Raw genomic sequence first — 19597 nt, forward strand, 5'->3', positions numbered from 1 at the left:
GTATCAAACTGAGAGGAAGACGTGCGCCAAACGTTCAAGACATATAAGCCCTATTACGTTAGCACGCTGGCATTGGCCGTGCCAGTGATCATTTCCCAGTTGGGGCATATGCTGGTACAGACGGCAGACAGTATTGTGGTCGGTCACTTTGCAGGTACCATCCCCCTTGCAGCCGTTTCGTTGGTGCATAGCGTGTTTATGATCGTAATGGTGATGGGTATCGGTATTGCTTACGGGTTAACGCCGCTGATTGCTCAGGAGAACGGGCGGAAGAACTTTGATGAATGCGGTGCGCTCCTGTCCAATAGCTTATGGATAAACGCCGTTACCGGTATATCCCTCCTTTGCTTGATTTATTTCGGGTCGATGGCTATAATTGATCATCTTGATCAGGATCCCGCAGTAGTGCGGGAGGCTAAGCCTTACTTGCTCATCCTCAGTTTATCCATCGTACCGTTGATGATGTTTAATGCATTCAAGCAATTTGCCGAGGGACTAGGATTTACACGGCAGGCGATGAACATCACGATCTGGGGAAACGTGCTGAATATTGTTTTATCGATTGTTTTGGTAAAAGGAATGTTCGGCATGGAGCCGATGGGTGTAAGGGGAGTGGGGTATGCTACGTTGATAGACCGCTGTCTGATGGCCATTGTCATGGGCGTTTATATTTTCTGCTCTGTTGACTTTAAGCCGTATCTGAAACGGTTTAATGTGTTACACGTAGGCGTCGCACGATGCCTGTCTATCTTGCGAATCGGGGCACCCGTAGCGATGCAGTTTGTTTTTGAGGTCGGTGCTTTTGCCGCAGCGGCTGTCATCGCGGGTACAATCGGTGCCAATGAGCAGGCTGCACATCAAGTAGCCATCACGCTCGCTGCCACGACGTACATGATGGCCAGTGGTGTTGCCGCCGCCGCGACCATTAAGACAGGCAACAGTTATGGAAAGCGGAATCTTCCACGCCTGATGCGTTTTGCGTCTTCCAGTTACTTGATCGTGCTGTGCTTCATGGGAGCCATGGCGCTAATCTTCGTTGTATTCAACGATTATTTGCCATGGATTTTTACCAGGGATCGCACGGTTATTGTTATTGCTGCACAACTGCTGATTATTGCGGGAATATTCCAGTTGTTTGATGGAACCCAAGTGGTTGGCCTTGGAATTTTACGGGGCATGGGGGATGTAAACGTCCCCACGGCCATCGCCTTTGTGGCTTATTGGGTTGTGGGGTTGCCCGTAGCCTATTTGTTTGGCATCGTGCTTGATTTCGGCGTGGAAGGGATATGGTATGGCCTGACCCTTGGCCTGCTTACGTCGTCTTTGCTGTTGTATCTGCGGTACCGAAGGGTAGTGTGTAAATTGAGCAAAGATAGACAGCCCGAAGCGCAAGGATGAAAGGGATCTACGACGCCTAGATCTCCCTATTCACGTCCCAATTCTCCAGGTAGTCGGCTACGCGTTTGACAAACCTCCCGCCCAGGGCACCGTCTACAACACGGTGGTCGTAAGATAGTGAAAGATACATCATGTGGCGTATTCCAATCATATCACCGTATTCCGTTTCGATGACGGCGGGCTTTTTGGTAATGGTACCCACAGCAAGTATGGCCACTTGTGGTTGATTGATGATCGGCGTGCCCATGATATTGCCAAATGCTCCGATGTTGGTGAGTGTAAATGTGCCACCCTGCGTATCATCCGGCTGTAGTTTGTTGCCCCGCGCGCGATTGGCAAGGTCGTTTACCGCCTTGCTCAATCCCACAAGGCTGAGCTGATCGGCGTTTCTGATGACGGGTACGATGAGGTTTCCCGAGGGCAGTGCGGCAGCCATGCCGATGTTGATGTTGCGCTTTTTGATGATCTGGGTACCGTTTACGGACACATTTACCATCGGGAAATCTTTCAATGCCTTGCTCACTGCCTCGATGAAAATCGGGGTGAAAGTTATTTTTTCGCCTTCGCGTTTCTCGTAGGCGTCCTTTACTTTGTTACGCCAATTGACCAGGGTGGTTACATCGGCTTCAACGAAAGAACACACGTGAGGTGAGGTCTGTACACTTCGCACCATGTGGTCGGCGATCAATCGTCGCATGCGGTCCATTTCGATAATTTCGTCCTGCGGAGATATTGCGGCGGCTGGCGGAGCTGCCACAAATTTTTCTGCTTTCGGGATCATAGGCTGGGCTACTTCGCGTCCGGCCTCGCTGACAGGTGGTTTCGCGCCTTTTGTCGTTTGGTGGGCGCTGTCATCTGGCTTGCTCGCCCTAGCTTCCAAATACTGGAAAATATCCTGTTTGGTGACCCTGCCTTCCACACCTGTGCCCGGAATGCGCTCCAGTTCTTCCGGTGTAATTCCTTCCTCTGTTGCGATGTTTTTGACCAATGGTGAATAAAAGCGGGATTCTGTTCCTTTTTTAGTTGACTGCTCGGTTTCCCGGTCAGTTAGTTGTCCTATGCCGGGAATATCGTTTATTGCCGTCTCCTGGTTGCCTATTGGTTCAGACGCATGTGAGGGCGGCTCGACAGCTGACGTGTTGTTTTCGCCGGCCACCTCAATAAAGGCGATTACATCGCCTACCTGAGCTATAGAGTTTTCCGCAAACAGCTGTTCCTTAAGAACGCCAGATACCGGAGACGGAACGTCAGAATCGACCTTGTCAGTCGCGATTTCCAATACAGGTTCGTCTTCTTCGATGCGTTCGCCCGGTTGCTTCAGCCATTTAACCACGGTTGCTTCAGATACGCTTTCGCCCATACGGGGCAGTTGTAAGTTGTATGTCGCCATAATGATTAATGATCTGTTCAGTACTACTGATGAAACCGGTCTAAGTTACATAAATAATTGATCAAAAAATAAACAACAGAATTAAATTTTGTTATGGCTTTTATATGCGAGTTTTAATTCGGTAAAAACGATGCTGAAGAGTAAACCTATGGGCGGGCACGCTCGTCTAATTCCGCGGTCAATAGCCGCCAAAGCATCAACAGTGCTGCGATTGACGATCGTTCAATATTGATTGCGCGGTCTTGCCCGAACACGTGCTTGCGGGCTATCACACTTTTTTTCCCTGCGACGGCTATCCAAACTAAGCCGACCGGTTTTTCGGGCGTACCCCCATCCGGCCCAGCAATACCGCTCACTGCAATCGCATAATCGACGTTAAAGTAGGCCTGCGCCCTGGCTGCCATTTCACGAACGGTCTCTTCACTCACTGCCCCATGTGTGTCGAGGGTATCCCGTTTGACGCTGAGCAGTTTCATCTTCATCGCGTTGGAATAGGTGACAGCTCCCCCTTCAAACATCGAGCTGCTTCCTGGAAGGGAAGTAATCAGACGAGCGATGTTTCCTCCGGTACAACTTTCCGCAGTGGCCAACACCAGCTTTTGCTGTTTCATGAGGTCGCGGATCAACACTTCAAGGGTTGTATCTTCATCGGCGAGGAAGTGGTCGCCAATACGTTCTTTTATTTTTTGGGAGATTGTTGCTGTTTCCGTTTTCAGTGTTTCCAACGCGTCTCCGGTAGCGGTGAGTCTCAGCCTCACGATCCCCGGTTTTGGGAGGTATGCCAAGCGGATGTGGGGAGGCAGGGCGGCTTCGATATCAGCGATTTTTTCGGCAAGAAAGGATTCTCCAAGGCCTCCTGTCAGTACGGTGTGGTGCCACAACGGCGTTCGTCCGCTGAGTTGCCGGAGCCGGGGCAACACCCGTTCCTGCATGACATGTTTCATTTCAAACGGTACGCCCGGCATAATGATGTACCGTTTGTGCTGATGCTCGACCCACATGCCCGGAGCGGTGCCCACCTGGTTGAACAGCACTTCGCTTTTATCAAGCACATCGGCCTGCCTGCGGTTTTTTTCGAGCATCGGCCGGTTGCTGCGCTGGAAAATAGATTCGACATGGGCCAGCACTTCAGGATCAAGGTGAAGGCCGCAATCAAAGTATGCCGAGAGCGTCTGTTTGGTGACATCGTCCTTAGTTGGTCCCAATCCGCCGGTGATGACGACAATGTCTGCACGTCCCGAAGCTAGCATAAGTGCCACGGTGATGTCTGCCGGGTTGTCGGCTATCGAACTTACCTGTTTCACATGAATTCCTATTGCGTTCAGCTGCTGCGCTATCCAGGCGGAGTTGGTGTCAATGATCTGACCGATCAGTATCTCGTCGCCGATTGTGATGATTTCTGCTTGCATACCGCGCTTAAATTCCTCCGAAATTATCGTTTCGTTTGGTCAGTTTCAAGTCCTGCAATATGGACGCTTTAGCCCGGATGGTAACGTTGTAGCTTTGGAAGCGTCCGAAAGGCATCCAGCCGAATGACATATCCCAGCAATGTAGGTCTCGATAGATGCTGAATCGCGTTAGGGATACTTCTTTTTGCCGGAAGTCATACCCCGAGTTGAATTGGACTTTCCATTTAGGTGTAAAACTGAAATCGCCATGGATATTCAGCGTTGCGGTGACAGTCGAGCGGTTGCCCGGGTTTGAATACTGGAAACTGAAAGACCCCGCCAGGTTCCAAGGAACGTTGAAGTCGACAAACGCATTGGGGTCCGAACTGATCCGAGCGAGTGCCTGCCGTTGTTCGGGAGTCATATTTGTCTTCTGGTTGTCCAGCGAGTCGAGTCCCTGCTGCCTGCTTTCGTTGGCTTTTGGATTGAAGCTGTAGTCAAAGGAGAGTCCAAAATTTGTGAGCCGGGCCAGGTTACCCTCTTGTAGGGCAAAGCGATTGACGCGCCTTCCCTGGTCACTGTCGAAAACATAAGGATCGAACGTTCCGTTGAAATTGAGGTTAATTTTTTGGTTAAACAGTGCCGTACGTCCCGAAAAATTGATATTTGACAACTTGAAAGAGTCGGCAACGAAATTATAATTTCCGCTGAACGTAAGCCCTTGAAGTATGGGGATTTTCTTTATCCCGCCATCGGTCGTGTCTTTCGCACTTCTGATCTTTGCTTCTATGTTGTTGTCAACGGAAAACCCGATACCCATGGAGCGTCCGCTGCCGGGGGATCCATAGCGGCTGCCTTGGAAAATGGAATAGAGCGTTTCGTTTCCCTGTGCATCAATAAACCGGCGATAAAAGCCATACATGTCATCCGAAAAATCCGGCCGGTAGTTCAGGTTTACCGAGGGGGTAATGACGTGCCGCATCGCCTGTATTTTTCCTATCCTCGGGTACATGCCGTAGATTTTGGTAGATAACCCCGAAGATACGGAGTAGTCGTATGACCTCCGGAACCCTCGTATCGTATCGCGCACGGTTTCAAACCCCGCAGGGGTGTTTTCCAGCCGCTGCCGGAAGGTTTGGAAGTGCCATCCTTCGTTGTAGTTGACGCTGGTATTGAATTGGAAGTACCTCAGCGCATTGAGGGACAGGCTCACCGGGATGCTATGTCGGAAACCGTGCTGAAACTGATTCAGCGTCTCCCGCGTGAAGAGACCGGTTTCTCTTGCGTTAAGTGTATTGTCTCCGGTGAGTGAATAGCTTACGTTGATGCGCTGATACCATTTTTGCTCGCCGATGCGGTCTTTCGAATCGAACGGATTGAATGAACTCACGCTCAGTGAAAATACAGGCAGGTCTAACGTCAGTGTCTCGTTGGCCATGTCCTGAGAATGTCTCATGCTAGCCGTGAAATTCACGCGGCCATCGGCAAACATCCGACCATAGCTGATACTCGAGTTCATGGAGTTCCGTGTGATCTCGTCATAGTTATAAGATGCATTGGCAGCTGTGTTGTGAGCATACGAGCTCGTTCCGAACATCACATTTGCGCTGAAGGTAGTTCCTGGATTCGCTTGTTGCAATTGCGTGTGGTTCCAGTTTACCCGAAAGTCGTGCCTAGCACGGTAATCGGCGGTGCCTTCCACACCGCTCTTTGTGTTGGCGAAGTTGATGTTAAATCCACCGTTATATTTGTAGTTGACACGGTATCGCGTCAGTACGGCCGTTTCCCACGATCCTTTCGAATATAGGGTGCCGCGGAGTTCGCTGTCCCAGTAGTCGTTAAAAGCAAGGTACCACCCAATGTCACGCATGAAGAACCCCCTGTTGAGCTCCTCGCCAAATGTGGGAAACAAAAAGCCTGAGGTACGTTTATTCGGTTTAGGAAAAAAGCCGAAAGGAATGGTTATGAAACGCAGGGGGATACCTTCCATGACGAGGTATGCCGGCCCGGAAATGATCTGATTTTCAGTAACAATGCCTTTACTGATCTGAATGCCGAAGTGCGTATGTGGTTCGGGCAGGTTACATGTGCTGTACATGCCGTGGTAAAGCGACATTTCATTGTACTGATTTTTACGTACCCTGCTCGCTTGGATGAAGCCGCCCTCCACCTCGGTGAATATTCCCCAGGTGTCGCCACGCTCCGTTTCGAAATTGTAGACCAACGAATCAACCGATTTCGGGGTTTCATTGGGAAAAATGACCACGGGCCGTCCTACATACCTATTGTTGTGGTCAAACCGCCCACTGGCAAAAACTTCGTTCGTTGTTTGATTTACCCGGATATAATCGGCAGAAAGTTCGAAACCTTCGTATTTTACCTTCGCATCTCCGTACAGGTGAAGAATATTTTCTCGCAGGTCAGTATATTGAGAATCTTGTGCTACCCAGCTGACCATCGCTTGCAGCCCATCGGGCTGCGCTTGGCCGCTGGTGTCTTGCCTGTTCTTATTCAGGGAGTCGAGCATCAGGGTGTCCGCGGGCACCTTGGTTGTGTCTGATAGGAAATTGGCCTGTTTGAGCGAGTCTATCCGGGTACTATCCGGTAGCGGATTTTCCTGGCCGTATGTTGTCGCCACCGGAAATACCGTCAAAGACAATAAAATAAAAGAAAAAAAACCAGCAACAGACCTCAAATTTGACAACGAATATTATTTTTGCAATAAATCAGAATTGCGCACAAAATTAATTAAAAATAGTTAGGATTCTGGTGTATTACATCGATATGATTAAACATCCCACAACATATATTTTTTATTTCTTATCCGCTCTTCTATTTATTCCAACGGCTTCTTCCGCAAATAAGTATCGCGACTCGGTGTATACCGTGAAGACCGTCGTGCTTGATGCCGGACACGGGGGACCGATATCGGGGGCACCGGGGGCGACCTCAATGGAAAAAGACATCGCCTTGCAAGTGGTCCTCAAGCTGGGAAAAGCTATTGAACGCGAAATGCCCGGCGTCAAGGTGTTATATACCCGTACCACCGATGTAAATGTAGAACTATATAAACGAATTGAGCTAGCCAATAAGAACAAGGCTGATCTGTTCATTTCTGTTCATTGCAACGCAACACCTGCAACCCGGGTAAGGAGGCGAAATAGCAAAGGAAAGTACTATTATACAACGGTCCAGAACAAGTCAACCCGGGGCACAGAGACATTTGTCTCGGGGTTTCATCGACTGGGCGAGCAGGATGCCGCGATCCGGGAAAATGCCGATATTTTACTTGAGGATAATTATCAGGAGAACTATCAAGGGTTCGATCCCAATGATCCGGCAAGTTATATCGTGTTTTCCCTGATGAAAAACCAATTCCGCGGGCAAAGCATCAAGCTGGCTTCATTAATTCAAGAGCAATATGCCAAGTCGGGCAGGGAAGACCGTGGGGTGAAGGAGCTGGGCCTTGCCGTGCTGGCTGCTGCGGGGATGCCTGCTGTATTAACTGAAATCGGTTTTATCAGCAATCCAGACGAAGAGACCTATATGAAGTCGGAGCGGGGACAAGCTGAAATCGTGAAAAACCTTTTGGATGCCATCAAGGCATACAAAAGGCAGGTGGAACACTAACAGCGGCGCGCCTAAACAAATTCGGCACTAAACTTGTTCTGTGGGGGGAACGAGTGATCTTGTGAAAAGGTGGATGGCTAGTCAGCCAGACAGGAATAAGCAATTATTAGTTTAACTCAGCAAAACAGCGAAGTGTGAAAATAGCAAACGAAACCAAAGTTGGTATATTGGCCATTGTCGCCATCGCAATATTAATTGTAGGCTATAGCTTTCTCAAAGGAAACGATGTGTTTAGCAGCGATTATACATTTTACGCAATATATGACCGGGTCGATGGGCTCACGGAGTCAAAACCTGTTCTCGTAAACGGTTATCAGATAGGTCGCGTATCGCACATGCAGTTGCAAGCCGATGGTCAGATCAGGACGGAATTTAAAGTGAAACGCAGCTACGCTATTCCGGCTAACACGGTGGCGCGTCTCGCCAGTACGGATCTGCTGGGCGGAAAAGCCATCGTATTTGAATTGGGGGACAGCCCGCAATATGCCGTGGATGGCCAAGAATTGGATGCAGGTATACAAAGAAACATCATGGAGCAGGTAGAGCCTATCCAGCGAAAGGCCGAAAATATCGCTGCAGTGCTTGATTCGGTATTAAATTCGATAAATAATACGATTGACAAGGATTTCCAGCGCGATTTCAGCCGGAGTATCAACAGCATCGCCAACTCCTTGCAGAACCTTGAAGGAATCACAAGCCAGTTGGACGGAATGGTCGTATCCGAACGGACTAGAATTAGCAGCATCATTGGAAACGTGGAATCGATCACGGCTAATTTTAAAAGCAATAATGAACGGATCGGCCACGTGCTTGCAAATTTGGACAGCATCACTGACCAGGTGGCTAAAGCCAACTTCGCACAGACGATCAACAGCGCAAATAAGGCCATGGCTGACTTCCAGTCGATCACGGATCGCATAAACCAAGGGCAAGGGTCCATTGGTATGCTGTTGAGTGACGAGCAATTGTATAATAACTTAAACCAGGCATCGCAAAACCTGGAAGAGTTGATTGCAGACATGAAAGCGCGGCCGGGCAGGTATGTGCACTTCTCGGTCTTCGGCCGGCGGAACGATTAAAAAAACAAATTCGTTTGCCATTTTGGAGAATAAGCGTTATTTTTGCAGTCCAAAATAGAAAGTCCTATGCGGAAGTGGCGTAATTGGTAGCCGCACCAGACTTAGGATCTGGCGCCGAAAGGCGTGGGGGTTCGAGTCCCTTCTTCCGCACTTGGATCCCCCCGAGGAATCGGGGGGATTTTTTATATGAATGAATGCGATAACGCTTAAAATTTAGTATGAACATTTCACACGAAAACATCGACGAAATCAATGCCGTCATTACCGTAAACCTTGCTCCCGAGGATTACAACCCCCAAGTGGATAAAGCGATCAAAGAACAAGCCAAGAAGGCTAAACTGCCGGGCTTCCGCCCTGGAATGGTGCCAGTTTCGCATATCAGGCGTACCTATGGAAAGGCGATCTTGCTTGATGAAGTGAACCGATTGGTGAGCGATCAAATTAACCAATATATCAGTGATAATAAATTGGACATCCTGGGGCAACCACTGCCTAAGGAAGACGATCAAAACGATTATAACTGGGATTTCAACGACACGTTTTCATTCAGCTATGAAATCGGGCTGGCACCGAAATTCGAAGTGCCTTTCACCGAAAAAACAAAATTCACTGAATATGTTATCAAGGCAGATGAAGCAACCTTGGAATCGCGTATCAAAAATCTGCGCCGCAGTTATGGCAAAATGACCAATCCCGAAGTTTCCGAGGGCGGAGATGTGTTATATGCCGAGCTTAAGCAGGTAAATGCCGAGGGAAACGAGGTCGAAGGCGGTATTGCCAATACAGCATCGGTACGTACTGATTTGGTTGACGACAAAAAAATCAAAAATTCCCTCATCGGCTTGAAGAAAGATGACGAGGTGACGATCGACGTCAAACGCGCATTTAAAGATAATGCAGATATCGCACGAATTCTCGGGATAAAAGAGGAGGAGGTGGCCGGTTTGGAGCCTAGCGTCTTTAAACTAATTGTGAAAAACGTAAACCGATTGGCCGAAGCGGACTTAGATCAATCATTCTACGACAAGCTTTTTGGCGAAGGCGTAGTAACCACCGAAGAAGAATTTCGGGAAAAAGTAAGGGGAGAGGTGGAAAGTATGCTGGTGCAAAATGCAAATCAAAAGCTTCAGAATGATATCTACCTAAAGGGTTTGGAAGCCATAAATGTGGATTTTCCCGAGGCGTTCCTGAAAAAGTGGTTGAAAGCCACCAATCCGGAAATCAAGGATGATGAGCTGGAAGAAGGGTTTGCCGATTTCCTGAAAAACTTGAAATGGACGCTTATTGAAAACCGGATTATCACCCAAAACGGACTAGAGGTGAAGTATGAAGAGGTGCTGTCACTGGCAAAGGAGCGCATCGCAGCACAGATTAAGATGTACACGCCGGGGCAAGAACCAACCGATCAGGAATTGGCGCAATACGCTGTTCGGTTGCTCGGTGACAAAGAACAAGCCAATCGCTTGTTTGACGAAGTAAAAGCTTTGAAAGTGTTTGATTATCTCAAAGGATTGGTGAAATTGGAGACTAAGGAGATTGAGTATGATAAGTTTTTGGAATTGAAATAATGCTGCGACTCGTCACAAAAAAGAGGCTTCATCACACTGTGAGCCTCTTTTTTGTTGGGTGCTATTTTTGCACTGCTGTGAATTTAGCCAACGGCGCCATTCGCGCGCGAAACAATTGAAGCGTGTCCCCTTGCAGGTGATAGCTGTCGGCAGACTCCAACGCGCGCTTCAATCCATTTTCTGTTTCCATATTTTCGCAGGCCATCATGGTGCCGATGAGCTGGGAAAATTTTACGCGGTTCGGATTGGACAACTCGTATGTGCCGCCTAAACCGTTACAGCCACCATTAGCCTCTATCCTGTTATTCTCGCTGTTTAATCGGATGTAGGGTTCCTTCTGTGTCGAACCGTCAGCTACGTGTTCTCCATTAATTTCGATCAGTTTCCAATATGTGTCGGTGAGCGCAGCGTCGGTTGCCTTACTTAGGATGTAATGTTCAGCTAAGTTGCCGGTAATGCGGTTGCCGTGCATATCCAAATGGAATAGCCGGTTTTCTCCCACCTGGAATTTTTCGTTCCGTTCGGTTAGCGTGATCCGGCTTCCATCCTGGTCCCAATTAAATTTGCCTGTTTCGGTAAATACCGAGTCTCCTTTATCCAGGTACAGCGTGTTCAGGTGGTATGTGCCGTCGTCCTGCAAGGTCAGCGTATACCGGATGCCCGGGCAGTCGGCGCAGGGTAATGTACCGGTATATGTTCCCCTCCAATCCAGCGAATTCCGGCTGTTGTGTGCGGTATCTGCTTGGCTTGAGCTGCTTTTTTTGGTTTGGCAGCCTCCAGCGGCCAGCACGAGTGCCATAAAGCCGCCGAAAATCCGCATAGATGTGCTGGTTCTCATCATATGTTTTTTTATTTGAAGCATAAAGTGTACCAAACACGGCGGTTTCAAATATGTTTGGTAATAAGGAAAGATATTTGCATGTTGTTTTAGCTATGAAGCATTACGAGACCTTGAGCATTCCCGAGGCGACCTGCTTGCAGCGTCAGTTGCGTGAACGGTTGGATATTGAGGAACGCGAGCTGTCCGTTCGCTTGATCGGGGGAGCCGATATTTCATTAAATCTGTATAGCAGTACCATTTACGCTGGGATCATTTTACTTTCCTTTCCGCAGCTTCAGCCGGTCGGGTGGTCATTGGTCCAGGCGGAGACCCGTTTTCCATACGTGCCGGGTTATTTGGCTTTCCGGGAGGTGCCCGCTTTGGTGGATGCATGGCGCCAACTGGCAGTGAAGCCGGATGTATTGGTGATCGATGGACATGGCATCGCGCATCCACGCCGGCTGGGCATTGCCGCTCATTTCGGGGTGGAGACCGGCCAGCCCAGTATAGGCTGTGCCAAAAAACTGCTTACAGGCCAGTACCACGAGCCTGGCTTGCTCGTTGGTGACCATACCCCGATCATGGCAGGGACGGAGCAGATTGGCCACGCTTTCCGGAGCAAAAGCAAAGTGGCTCCGGTATTCGTGTCACCGGGCAACTTGGTCGGCCTGAACAATAGTTTGGAAATTATTCAGCAATGTAAGGGAAGATACCGAATACCTGAACCTACACGGCTGGCACATGAACTGGTCAATCGGTTCCGAAGAGGTGAGGTTGCTGCCGGGACGCAATAACCTCACCTCTTCGGAACGGCTCAACTGACATTACGGCACTGCGATTTCAGGAGGTGGTTAATGTACAGGTCTGTTGCCGAGTGAGGCCTATCGTTAATTCTCAAATTTACCGTAGATTTTGCATATCCTGAACAACACAGCTTGGATGTCACGGCTCTGAAGAAAAATACTGGTTTGGAGCAGTGCCTGTTTACTGCCAATGTTTTTGCGACGAATGATATCCAGCTCGTTTCCGAAATTGGTGTTTATGAACGCCCGGATTTCATTACGGTTTTGACGGAGCAAGGGTACATTGGGCCCTTCTTCTTCTTTCAGTTCACTTATGGCCAGACTAAAGAACCTGTCCATTTTGACCCCCAGATTTTCCAACGTGGCGATAAATCCATCTGCGAGGGGTTCATGCAAGTTTTCAATGTACTGAAGGCTTTCTGCGCTCAAGAACTTTGCTGATTGAAGCATATCCTGTATGAGGTCGGCACCGTATACGATTACTTCGGCCGAGCGTCGGTCGGCAGCACCAAGCTGCCGGATAGCCCTGAGACTGTTCCGTTTCAGCTTATAGGAATAGTTTATTAATTCCAAAAGTTCTTTGTCTGCTTTCTTAATTGCTGGCGCATCGTTACTGCGTATACCATTCAAAATTGTGCTATAGTGGCCCGACGTTTCAATTATCATGGCTATCAGCATATTCTTGCTGCGGATGTAGACATCCAGATCCGGCTCTCCTAACAAGCTCAATCTGCTTTTTTCCTTCTTTGATTGACGCTCTTTGTGAGCAAACTTTATATTAGATATGATGATATAGGTGACGACAATTCCTAACAGCACACCCGTTGCCACCATCCCTTGGTAAATCACGAATGCAAAGAAAGCGGCGACTGAAAATGCAAACAGGGCGGTAATAAACCATCCGCCTACCACACTGAGTACCCCTGTCACCCTATACACGGCCGATTCACGGCCCCAAGCTCTATCGGCAAGCGATGTGCCCATGGCCACCATAAAGGTTACGTACGTGGTAGACAGCGGCAGTTTCAATGACGTCGCCCACGCGATCAGTATACTTGCAAGCACAAGATTAGTTCCTGCCCTGATCAGATCAAACGCGGGTGCATCCTGGTCCACTGCCGTTGCTTTGCTTAACTTATCCCGTTCGAAACTAAGGTTATACCGTCTTTTTACATTTCGGGGAATGACCGTATCGAATACATTGCCCAGTAGCATGGCTGTTTTAACAACCCGTCTGGATATATTATTGGGCTTGAAACGATCGTCACTTCCGTCTTCGTCCTGCTTACCCAGGCTGATTTCTGTTTCCGTTACTTTTCTAGCTTTAGCACTCAACCAAATGGTTAATGCCATAATGAACCCGGCAATTCCCAGCATGTAAGTGGGTACGATGACGTCGCTTGTTGCCAGGTAATCCTGATACAGGGCATCAGCGGCCACTCCGCTTTCTGCCCAGTTTTGGTATGCCATTAATCCTGCGATGGGAACACCGATAAAATTGACCAAGTCATTGCCTGCAAATGCCATTGCTAGGGAAAAGGTTCCAGCGATCACCACAATCTTGATGGGGTTCAGGCGAAATTGGCGCTGCAACCAGAAGCAAATCGCCGTAGTAGCGACAAGGACAAGCAGCATAAAAACGATAAGGTTGTCATTCAATATCTTTACCCATTCCTCCTGAGCCAGCGTTGTACCCTTAAGGCCTTTAATCAAAAGGAAATAGATGATCACGGTAATGCCCATTCCCGAAAAAGGCGCTCCCAACACGTTTAGCCTTTTTTCGTACTGGAAGGTAAAGGCCGATCGGATGAAATACTGCACCGCCACCCCTGCGGTAAATGCTATTAAAATGGAAAGAAAAATGCCCGAAATGATGGAAAATGTGCTCTCTACATTAATGTATTTCATCGCTTCGCCGATCGATTCTCCTTTTTCGGCGGCAAACAAAAAACCCACGATTGCTGCGGCTCCCAGCAATTCGAAGACAATGGATACCGTTGTGGACGTGGGCAGACCGAGCGCGTTAAAAATGTCAAACAGCACAATGTCGGCGAGCATGACCGCCAGAAATATCCACATTACCTTGTCAAACGTAAAATGTTGGGGCTGGAAAATTCCTTTGCGTGCAATCTCCATCATCCCGCTGGAGAAAAAACATCCGGCTAGTATGCCCACGGCGGCGATGAGGATGATATTCCGGTAGGTGGTGACTTTACTGCCTATTGCCGAGTTCAGAAAATTGACGGCATCGTTGCTGACACCGACAATCAGGTCCGCGATAGCCAGGACAAGAAGGAGAGCAACGATAAACAACATGTAATCCATAACGCTTCAGCTGTGAAGAGCCCAAAGATGTAAACTTTGTGTTGGTTAACTGTTATTTGTATGTTAAGTTTATGTTAACAACCGAATTTACTTCTCTAGCGCTTGAAAGGCGGCTAAGTTGGCCAATGATTTTCTATCTTTGAGGCGAAACAAAACTTATTTATACAGCCAGTTAACATGTTTGATGCCGGGGGGTTAATTCAGGTCGGAGGGCTGCTGCTCGTTATCTTAGCGGTTTATGGGCAGACAGGGCTGTTCTTCTGCTTTTTTCTTCCAAGCGGGTCGCTCCTTTTCATGGCGGGCGTATTGATAGCCAACGGTCTGTTCGGTCACACCCTTTTTACGACATGCAGCTTAGGCGTAGCGGCTTCCGTATTGGGCAATGTTACCGGATATGTCATCGGTTATAAGACGGGACCGCTTTTACACCGTAGATCGGACACGAAATTTTTCAAGAAACAGCATTTGACGGCTGCAGAAAATTTCTATAGTAAATATGGTGCCCTCGCGCTGTCCCTTGGTGTGTTTTTTCCCTTGATTCGCACATTTGGCCCTATCGCCGCCGGTATCATCCAACTAAGATTCAGCCGTTTCTTAGCGTTTGTTTTCATAGGGTCGGTTGGCTGGATAGTATCGCTTGTATTTGCCGGTTACTTCATTGGAAACATGCCTTTTTTACAGCCGTACCTAAATTATGCAGTTGCCCTCATAATCACGGCAGTTACCGTGCCGGTAGTCATCAAAATCGTTCGAGCTGTCAGAGAGAAATAGCCAGAGCGCTTGTTAACGGCAGTAATAATGGTCGGTTGCCGTCCAGGTAACGTTGCTGCCCGTTAGAAAGCAGGATAGTTCTACGGTTTCTTTTTTAGGTAGCTGATTTTTACTGTCCTGAAATTTCTTCATACGTCGGTCCATAAAGACCTGGCACTCGATTTCCGGTAGCTCGCAGGTAAACGATCATTTCACCACGATGGTGGTAAAGATGATTATAAAGAAAGCTGCGGGCAACTATTCCTCTTGGTGATGGACCAAGTACCGTACGATCGCCGACTTTCATGGTCCACATGTCTTCTAAACTGTCTTCGGTTGTAGCGTTCAGCGCTTCCCTGGCCTTTTCCACGTTCCGTTCGAAAAAGTCGAGTGTAGCTTCGATGTCTCCCGGTTTTCCACGCTCAAGACGATCGGCCGCTAAATCGTATACGTCTTTGGAGAGTGTTCCCACATACCAGTGATATATCGTGGCAATATGCTGTGCAAGCTCACCCATCGTCCATGAAATAGGGGACGGTTTATAATCAATGTCTTTCTCAGGCACCGCTTGCAATAACATTCTCGTGCCTTTTACTTCTTGTTCAAATTCCCGTAGTAAAGCTTCTATCATCATAGCGAGGCGTTCTTTGTAGCAAATATAATTACGTGGCGCTAATTTACAATTGCTTTCATTTGCCATACGCAACCTCCCCTGTACAAAACGCCATGCTATCGAGCGATACGCTTATTTACTGTGTACCGGAGTACCTTTTTGATATTTTATGTAAGTTTGAACCGGAATGGAAGTGTCGAAAAGGATTGAAGTGGTATTGATGCTGCTGGTTATGGTGCTCATGATCGGGCACGATACGGTTCCGCACATACACCCGCATGAACATGCGTGGCACCATCACCATGATTACTTGGGCCATCATGGCTGTGAAAGAGGAATTCTGGACAGGTTATTAGAAAAACACTCCCATAGTGATCATTCCCATACTTATTCGGATACCCTAAGTGTATTGAGGTACCTCAAGGAGCAATCGTCCGAAGCCGAGCTAACGGCAGACGATTTAAGCCACCGCTATCCGTGCACCACCATTTTTTATCCACAGCATCTCCGTCATCCCAAACCTTTTAATACCAACGTCCATCTACATGCAAACGGGCTTCGCGCTCCTCCATTCACTTTTTGCTAAACACGCAACAACCTTTTTTAACACCGATATGGTATTTCACTACGCGTGCGAAAACGCTTGGGACTGGTAATGCCTATTGCAAAGTGGTCAACGCCGGATTCAACTTTTGTACGTCTTGGTGCCGGATTCCGTGTCCTTCCGGCGGACGAACTAGCTTACTTAACTAAAATGAAGAATTTTTGGAACATCAAAGAGTTGATATTTGTCGTATATAAGCGAGATGACGGAGGCTTCACTGCGTTAGAAGCGAACGTGGGCCTCGCCGTGATGGCGGACGATGAAGCGTCGCTTACAACCGCCGCACGTCTTCGAGTGGCCGAGTTTTTTGAAGGGAAATTTTCCAGCACTGTGAGGTTGCGTTCGTTCAGGGACACTGTGTTTACAATCCAACCGAACAACACTTGAGGCATGCAACTATAAAACATTAATCGGCCTTCCTTGTTATTTTCACGTGTCCGCAGGATGGGCGCGTGAATTTTTCATTTTTTATTCAGTAACAGCCATGAACAAAGGCACCATTAAATTTTTCAACGAATCTAAAGGATTCGGCTTCATTACCGCCAACGATGGTAGCGGTGAGATTTTTGTACACGTATCCGGCCTTCGGGATGATGTCCGGGAGAAGGACACCGTGACCTATGATGTGGTGCAGGGTAAAAAGGGCATCAACGCAGTGAACGTTAAATTGGCCTAAGGGTTATCCAACCGTAACGAATGAAGCACCGGAGCAGCAGCCCGGTGCTTCGTTCGTTTAGCCGCTGCCCCATCTGCGAAAAGACCCGGTATTGCCAGCCCGTCCACCTCATCTTCAGTCCGGTTACGTTCGTGCCGATAAGTCATCAATTTTTTATCATTTGGTAATTGCTCACATAGCCGGTGACGATACTTTTGGCATGAGAAAAAAATAATAAGAAACTATGTCGAAAAGAATCAGCATTTACTCAATGGGCAACGAGTCGATCGAAGGACTGAGCTCCCTTAGGCGACATGAAAGGAACACCAATCAAACAAATAATTGCTAAAAATGGATCATACTTATTTTAAACTGGCGCATATGCTGGCATCGGTAGTGTTTCTGGGAAACATTATCACTGAATTGGCATGGATGAGAAATGCCATAAAAAGGCAAGACATCGGCATCCTATCATTTACCGTTGCGGGAATCATAAAAGGGGATAAGTATTTTACAATTCCAAGCGTGGTGCTAATCACCAGCAGTGGGGTTGCCAGCTCCGTTTCCGGGCATTTTTCGACCCTAGGCAACGGATGGATACTTTATTCCATCGTATTATTTGTCGCGTCGGGGATAATTTTTTCACTCCGCCTTGTGCCACTTCAGAACAAGATTTGCGCCCTTGCCGGGAACAAAAGCGTGTTCGTGAAGTCCGATTGGGTGGAAATTAACAAACTGTACAGGAATTGGAACTTTTGGGGAATCGTAGCCCTGATCACCCCCTTGCTTGCATTCATTATGATGACGCTGAAAATCCCGAGGTAGTACCATCTAATTTAACGACCGTAAAGATGAATAACAAAAACGTATTATTGACAGGCGCAAGCGGATTCTTAGGGACACATACCGTGATCCAGCTCTTGGAAAAGGGGTACCACGTGCTAGGGACGCTGCGAGAGATGGAGCGAGCATCGTCTATCCGAACTGTAATAGCGAAACATACCGACAAAATCGCCAATTTAAGCTTTGCAGAGGCAGATCTTGAAGACAGCCGCATATGGCCTGAGCTCACAGCAGGTGCTGACTATGTGATACACACAGCCTCTCCGTTTCCGCGGGAACTTCCCAGCCATGAAGACGAGCTAATTGTTCCTGCCGTGAACGGGGTGCTAAATGTACTTAAGGCCTCGGCTAATGCCGGGATAAAAAGGGTAGTCATCACATCATCCGCCGCGTCGATTATTTACGGCAAAATAAAGGAAAACCGTAATGGCACGTTCAGCGAAGATGACTGGACGGACGAAGCGCATGAAAAAGACCTGACACCTTACATCAAGAGTAAGACCCTCGCTGAGAAGGCCGCGTGGAATTTTGTTGAGAAAGACAACAGCGGTATGGAGCTTGTAACAATTTGTCCCGGAGCCATTTTAGGACCGGTCCTGGAAGATGATTTCGGCACTTCGGCCAATATCATTATCAAAACCCTTGACGGGAGCTCGCCGGCCCTGCCCGACATCGGCTTCGAAATCGTTGATGTCCGCTCAGTTGCCGCACTGCATATAAAGGCAATGGAACTTCCGGCCGCTGCCAACCAACGGTATATCGCAGCAAACGGTTACCTGAAATTCAAAGATGTCGCAGCGGTACTGAAAAGCGCCTATCCAGCTATGAAAATACCCAGGGCTGTAATGCCCAATGTCTTTGTCCGTTGGTTTTCACGGTTTGATACGGCATTGAAACCAATTTTGATCGATTTGGGGAAAACCCGGAAATTGGATAGCAGTAAAGCGAGAAAAGAATTAAATTGGACCCCGATATCTAATGAAAAGGCTATTCTCTCCTGTGCTAAAAGTGTACTGGAGCTGGGACTGATTAAACGATTCTAAAAATGCTGAATTTAAAAATGGCGTTAAGCTTCGGCGGGACATTGAACCAGGAGGAGGTCATCACGGTGTGCGCCGCGTTCAAGGAGTACCGATTTAAGCCGGGTGAGCAATTTCTTTCGATAGGTACCATCTCCAGAAAGATAGGTTTTCTGGATTCAGGCATATTGAGGGCTTACATTGTAGACACGAAGCTTAATGAAGTCACCACTTACTTCATCAGAGAAAACCAATTCGCAGTCGAGATAAAGAGCTTCTATGACAACGAACCTAGCCACTTGGCTTTTGAAGCAGTTACAGACTGTTGTGTGTTTGCGATAGACCGAATGGAATGGGTCAGGCTGAGCGAGAGGGTGCCAAAGTTGTACATCCTGACCAAAAGCCTGACGGAAGCGGCCCTATTAAACAAAATAAAGGATAACGAATTTTTGCATTTCGGTGCGGCAAAAGACAAATACCTTTTTTTTCTTGAAAATTATCCCGAATTAGCACTTCGCGTTCCGATGCAATATATTGCCTCCTATTTGAAGATTACGCCGCAATCATTAAGCCGAATACGCAAAGGGCTCGGCGAACAACAAAAAGCAACCAACGATTAAACTGCCACGCGCTATTGTGTAATACGCCAGCCTATGCAATGCACCACGCAATTTACAGCTGCGCTTCAAAACATGTCGTACCTGTTATTGTT

The 19597-nt window shown here is 48.0% G+C and carries 19 protein-coding genes and 1 tRNA gene; 13 read left to right on the top strand and 7 right to left on the bottom strand.

What is annotated here, in order from left to right; all coding sequences use genetic code 11:
- Window positions 1-21 precede the first annotated feature (21 nt).
- Window positions 22-1398: an MATE family efflux transporter gene (locus tag ACFOET_RS09285; protein WP_379021862.1), complete on the top strand. Its 1377-nt coding sequence runs from the start codon at window positions 22-24 to the stop codon at window positions 1396-1398.
- Between the two features lie 16 nt (window positions 1399-1414).
- On the opposite strand, the gene ACFOET_RS09290 is transcribed toward ACFOET_RS09285, so the two are convergent.
- The 3 genes from ACFOET_RS09290 to ACFOET_RS09300 form a co-directional block, all read right to left on the bottom strand.
- Window positions 1415-2788, bottom strand: coding sequence for a dihydrolipoamide acetyltransferase family protein (locus ACFOET_RS09290; RefSeq protein ID WP_379021864.1), 1374 nt, complete (start codon window positions 2786-2788; stop codon window positions 1415-1417).
- A 146-nt stretch (window positions 2789-2934) separates the two neighbouring features.
- A complete protein-coding gene (locus ACFOET_RS09295) occupies window positions 2935-4197 on the bottom strand; it encodes a competence/damage-inducible protein A (RefSeq protein WP_379021866.1) in 1263 nt (420 codons plus the stop codon).
- A 7-nt stretch (window positions 4198-4204) separates the two neighbouring features.
- A complete protein-coding gene (locus tag ACFOET_RS09300) occupies window positions 4205-6814 on the bottom strand; it encodes a putative LPS assembly protein LptD (RefSeq protein ID WP_379021868.1) in 2610 nt (869 codons plus the stop codon).
- A gap of 146 nt (window positions 6815-6960) precedes the next feature.
- Between ACFOET_RS09300 and ACFOET_RS09305 the strand changes: the two genes are divergently transcribed.
- The 4 genes from ACFOET_RS09305 (at window position 6961) to tig (ending at window position 10453) form a co-directional block, all read left to right on the top strand.
- Complete coding sequence (locus ACFOET_RS09305; protein ID WP_379021870.1) at window positions 6961-7806, top strand: N-acetylmuramoyl-L-alanine amidase family protein; 846 nt, start codon at window positions 6961-6963, stop codon at window positions 7804-7806.
- A gap of 134 nt (window positions 7807-7940) precedes the next feature.
- Window positions 7941-8885 carry an MlaD family protein gene (locus tag ACFOET_RS09310; RefSeq protein ID WP_379021872.1) on the top strand — a complete coding sequence of 315 codons (945 nt, stop codon included), beginning with the start codon at window positions 7941-7943 and terminating at the stop codon, window positions 8883-8885.
- Window positions 8886-8953: 68 nt separating this feature from the next.
- A tRNA-Leu gene (locus tag ACFOET_RS09315) sits at window positions 8954-9035 on the top strand.
- Window positions 9036-9103: 68 nt separating this feature from the next.
- Window positions 9104-10453 carry a trigger factor gene (tig, locus tag ACFOET_RS09320; RefSeq protein ID WP_379021874.1) on the top strand — a complete coding sequence of 450 codons (1350 nt, stop codon included), beginning with the start codon at window positions 9104-9106 and terminating at the stop codon, window positions 10451-10453.
- A gap of 61 nt (window positions 10454-10514) precedes the next feature.
- Here the strand turns inward: tig and ACFOET_RS09325 are convergent, their stop codons facing one another.
- Window positions 10515-11294 (bottom strand): copper resistance protein NlpE N-terminal domain-containing protein, encoded by a 780-nt coding sequence (locus tag ACFOET_RS09325; RefSeq protein ID WP_379021876.1) that lies wholly within the window; start codon window positions 11292-11294, stop codon window positions 10515-10517.
- Window positions 11295-11386: 92 nt separating this feature from the next.
- Here ACFOET_RS09325 and nfi point away from each other — a divergent pair, with 92 nt between their 5' ends.
- A complete protein-coding gene (nfi, locus tag ACFOET_RS09330; RefSeq protein ID WP_379021878.1) occupies window positions 11387-12067 on the top strand; it encodes a deoxyribonuclease V in 681 nt (226 codons plus the stop codon).
- 93 nt (window positions 12068-12160) lie between these two features.
- Here nfi and ACFOET_RS09335 read toward each other — a convergent pair whose 3' ends face one another.
- Complete coding sequence (locus tag ACFOET_RS09335) at window positions 12161-14401, bottom strand: inorganic phosphate transporter (RefSeq protein WP_379021880.1); 2241 nt, start codon at window positions 14399-14401, stop codon at window positions 12161-12163.
- Window positions 14402-14578: 177 nt separating this feature from the next.
- On the opposite strand from ACFOET_RS09335, the gene ACFOET_RS09340 reads away from it, so the two are divergent.
- Window positions 14579-15172 (top strand): DedA family protein, encoded by a 594-nt coding sequence (locus tag ACFOET_RS09340; protein ID WP_379021882.1) that lies wholly within the window; start codon window positions 14579-14581, stop codon window positions 15170-15172.
- Between the two features lie 109 nt (window positions 15173-15281).
- Here the strand turns inward: ACFOET_RS09340 and ACFOET_RS09345 are convergent, their stop codons facing one another.
- Window positions 15282-15785, bottom strand: a complete 504-nt coding sequence (locus ACFOET_RS09345) for a DinB family protein (RefSeq protein WP_379021884.1) — start codon at window positions 15783-15785, stop codon at window positions 15282-15284.
- 166 nt (window positions 15786-15951) lie between these two features.
- On the opposite strand from ACFOET_RS09345, the gene ACFOET_RS09350 reads away from it, so the two are divergent.
- The 3 genes from ACFOET_RS09350 (at window position 15952) to ACFOET_RS09360 (ending at window position 17044) form a co-directional block, all read left to right on the top strand.
- Window positions 15952-16350 (top strand): hypothetical protein, encoded by a 399-nt coding sequence (locus ACFOET_RS09350; RefSeq protein ID WP_379021886.1) that lies wholly within the window; start codon window positions 15952-15954, stop codon window positions 16348-16350.
- Window positions 16351-16518: 168 nt separating this feature from the next.
- Complete coding sequence (locus ACFOET_RS09355) at window positions 16519-16755, top strand: hypothetical protein (protein ID WP_379021888.1); 237 nt, start codon at window positions 16519-16521, stop codon at window positions 16753-16755.
- 97 nt (window positions 16756-16852) lie between these two features.
- Window positions 16853-17044: a cold-shock protein gene (locus ACFOET_RS09360; RefSeq protein WP_379021890.1), complete on the top strand. Its 192-nt coding sequence runs from the start codon at window positions 16853-16855 to the stop codon at window positions 17042-17044.
- Here the strand turns inward: ACFOET_RS09360 and ACFOET_RS09365 are convergent.
- Window positions 17041-17190: a hypothetical protein gene (locus ACFOET_RS09365; RefSeq protein ID WP_379021892.1), complete on the bottom strand. Its 150-nt coding sequence runs from the start codon at window positions 17188-17190 to the stop codon at window positions 17041-17043. The genes ACFOET_RS09360 and ACFOET_RS09365 overlap by 4 nt on opposite strands.
- A gap of 184 nt (window positions 17191-17374) precedes the next feature.
- Here ACFOET_RS09365 and ACFOET_RS09370 point away from each other — a divergent pair, with 184 nt between their 5' ends.
- Genes ACFOET_RS09370 through ACFOET_RS09380 form a run of 3 tightly spaced genes read left to right on the top strand, consistent with a single transcriptional unit; the run spans window position 17375 to window position 19505 of the window.
- The gene (locus ACFOET_RS09370; protein WP_379021894.1) at window positions 17375-17848 is read left to right on the top strand and encodes a DUF2269 family protein; all 474 of its coding nucleotides are present in this window, start codon (window positions 17375-17377) and stop codon (window positions 17846-17848) included.
- A gap of 26 nt (window positions 17849-17874) precedes the next feature.
- Window positions 17875-18909, top strand: coding sequence for an SDR family oxidoreductase (locus tag ACFOET_RS09375; RefSeq protein ID WP_379021896.1), 1035 nt, complete (start codon window positions 17875-17877; stop codon window positions 18907-18909).
- A 2-nt stretch (window positions 18910-18911) separates the two neighbouring features.
- Entirely contained in the window at window positions 18912-19505 is a 594-nt protein-coding gene (locus tag ACFOET_RS09380; protein ID WP_379021898.1) for a Crp/Fnr family transcriptional regulator, read from the top strand.
- Window positions 19506-19597 lie beyond the last annotated feature (92 nt).

Source organism: Parapedobacter deserti (assembly GCF_042646065.1).
In the GTDB taxonomy this organism is placed as follows: Bacteria; Bacteroidota; Bacteroidia; order Sphingobacteriales; family Sphingobacteriaceae; genus Parapedobacter; species Parapedobacter deserti.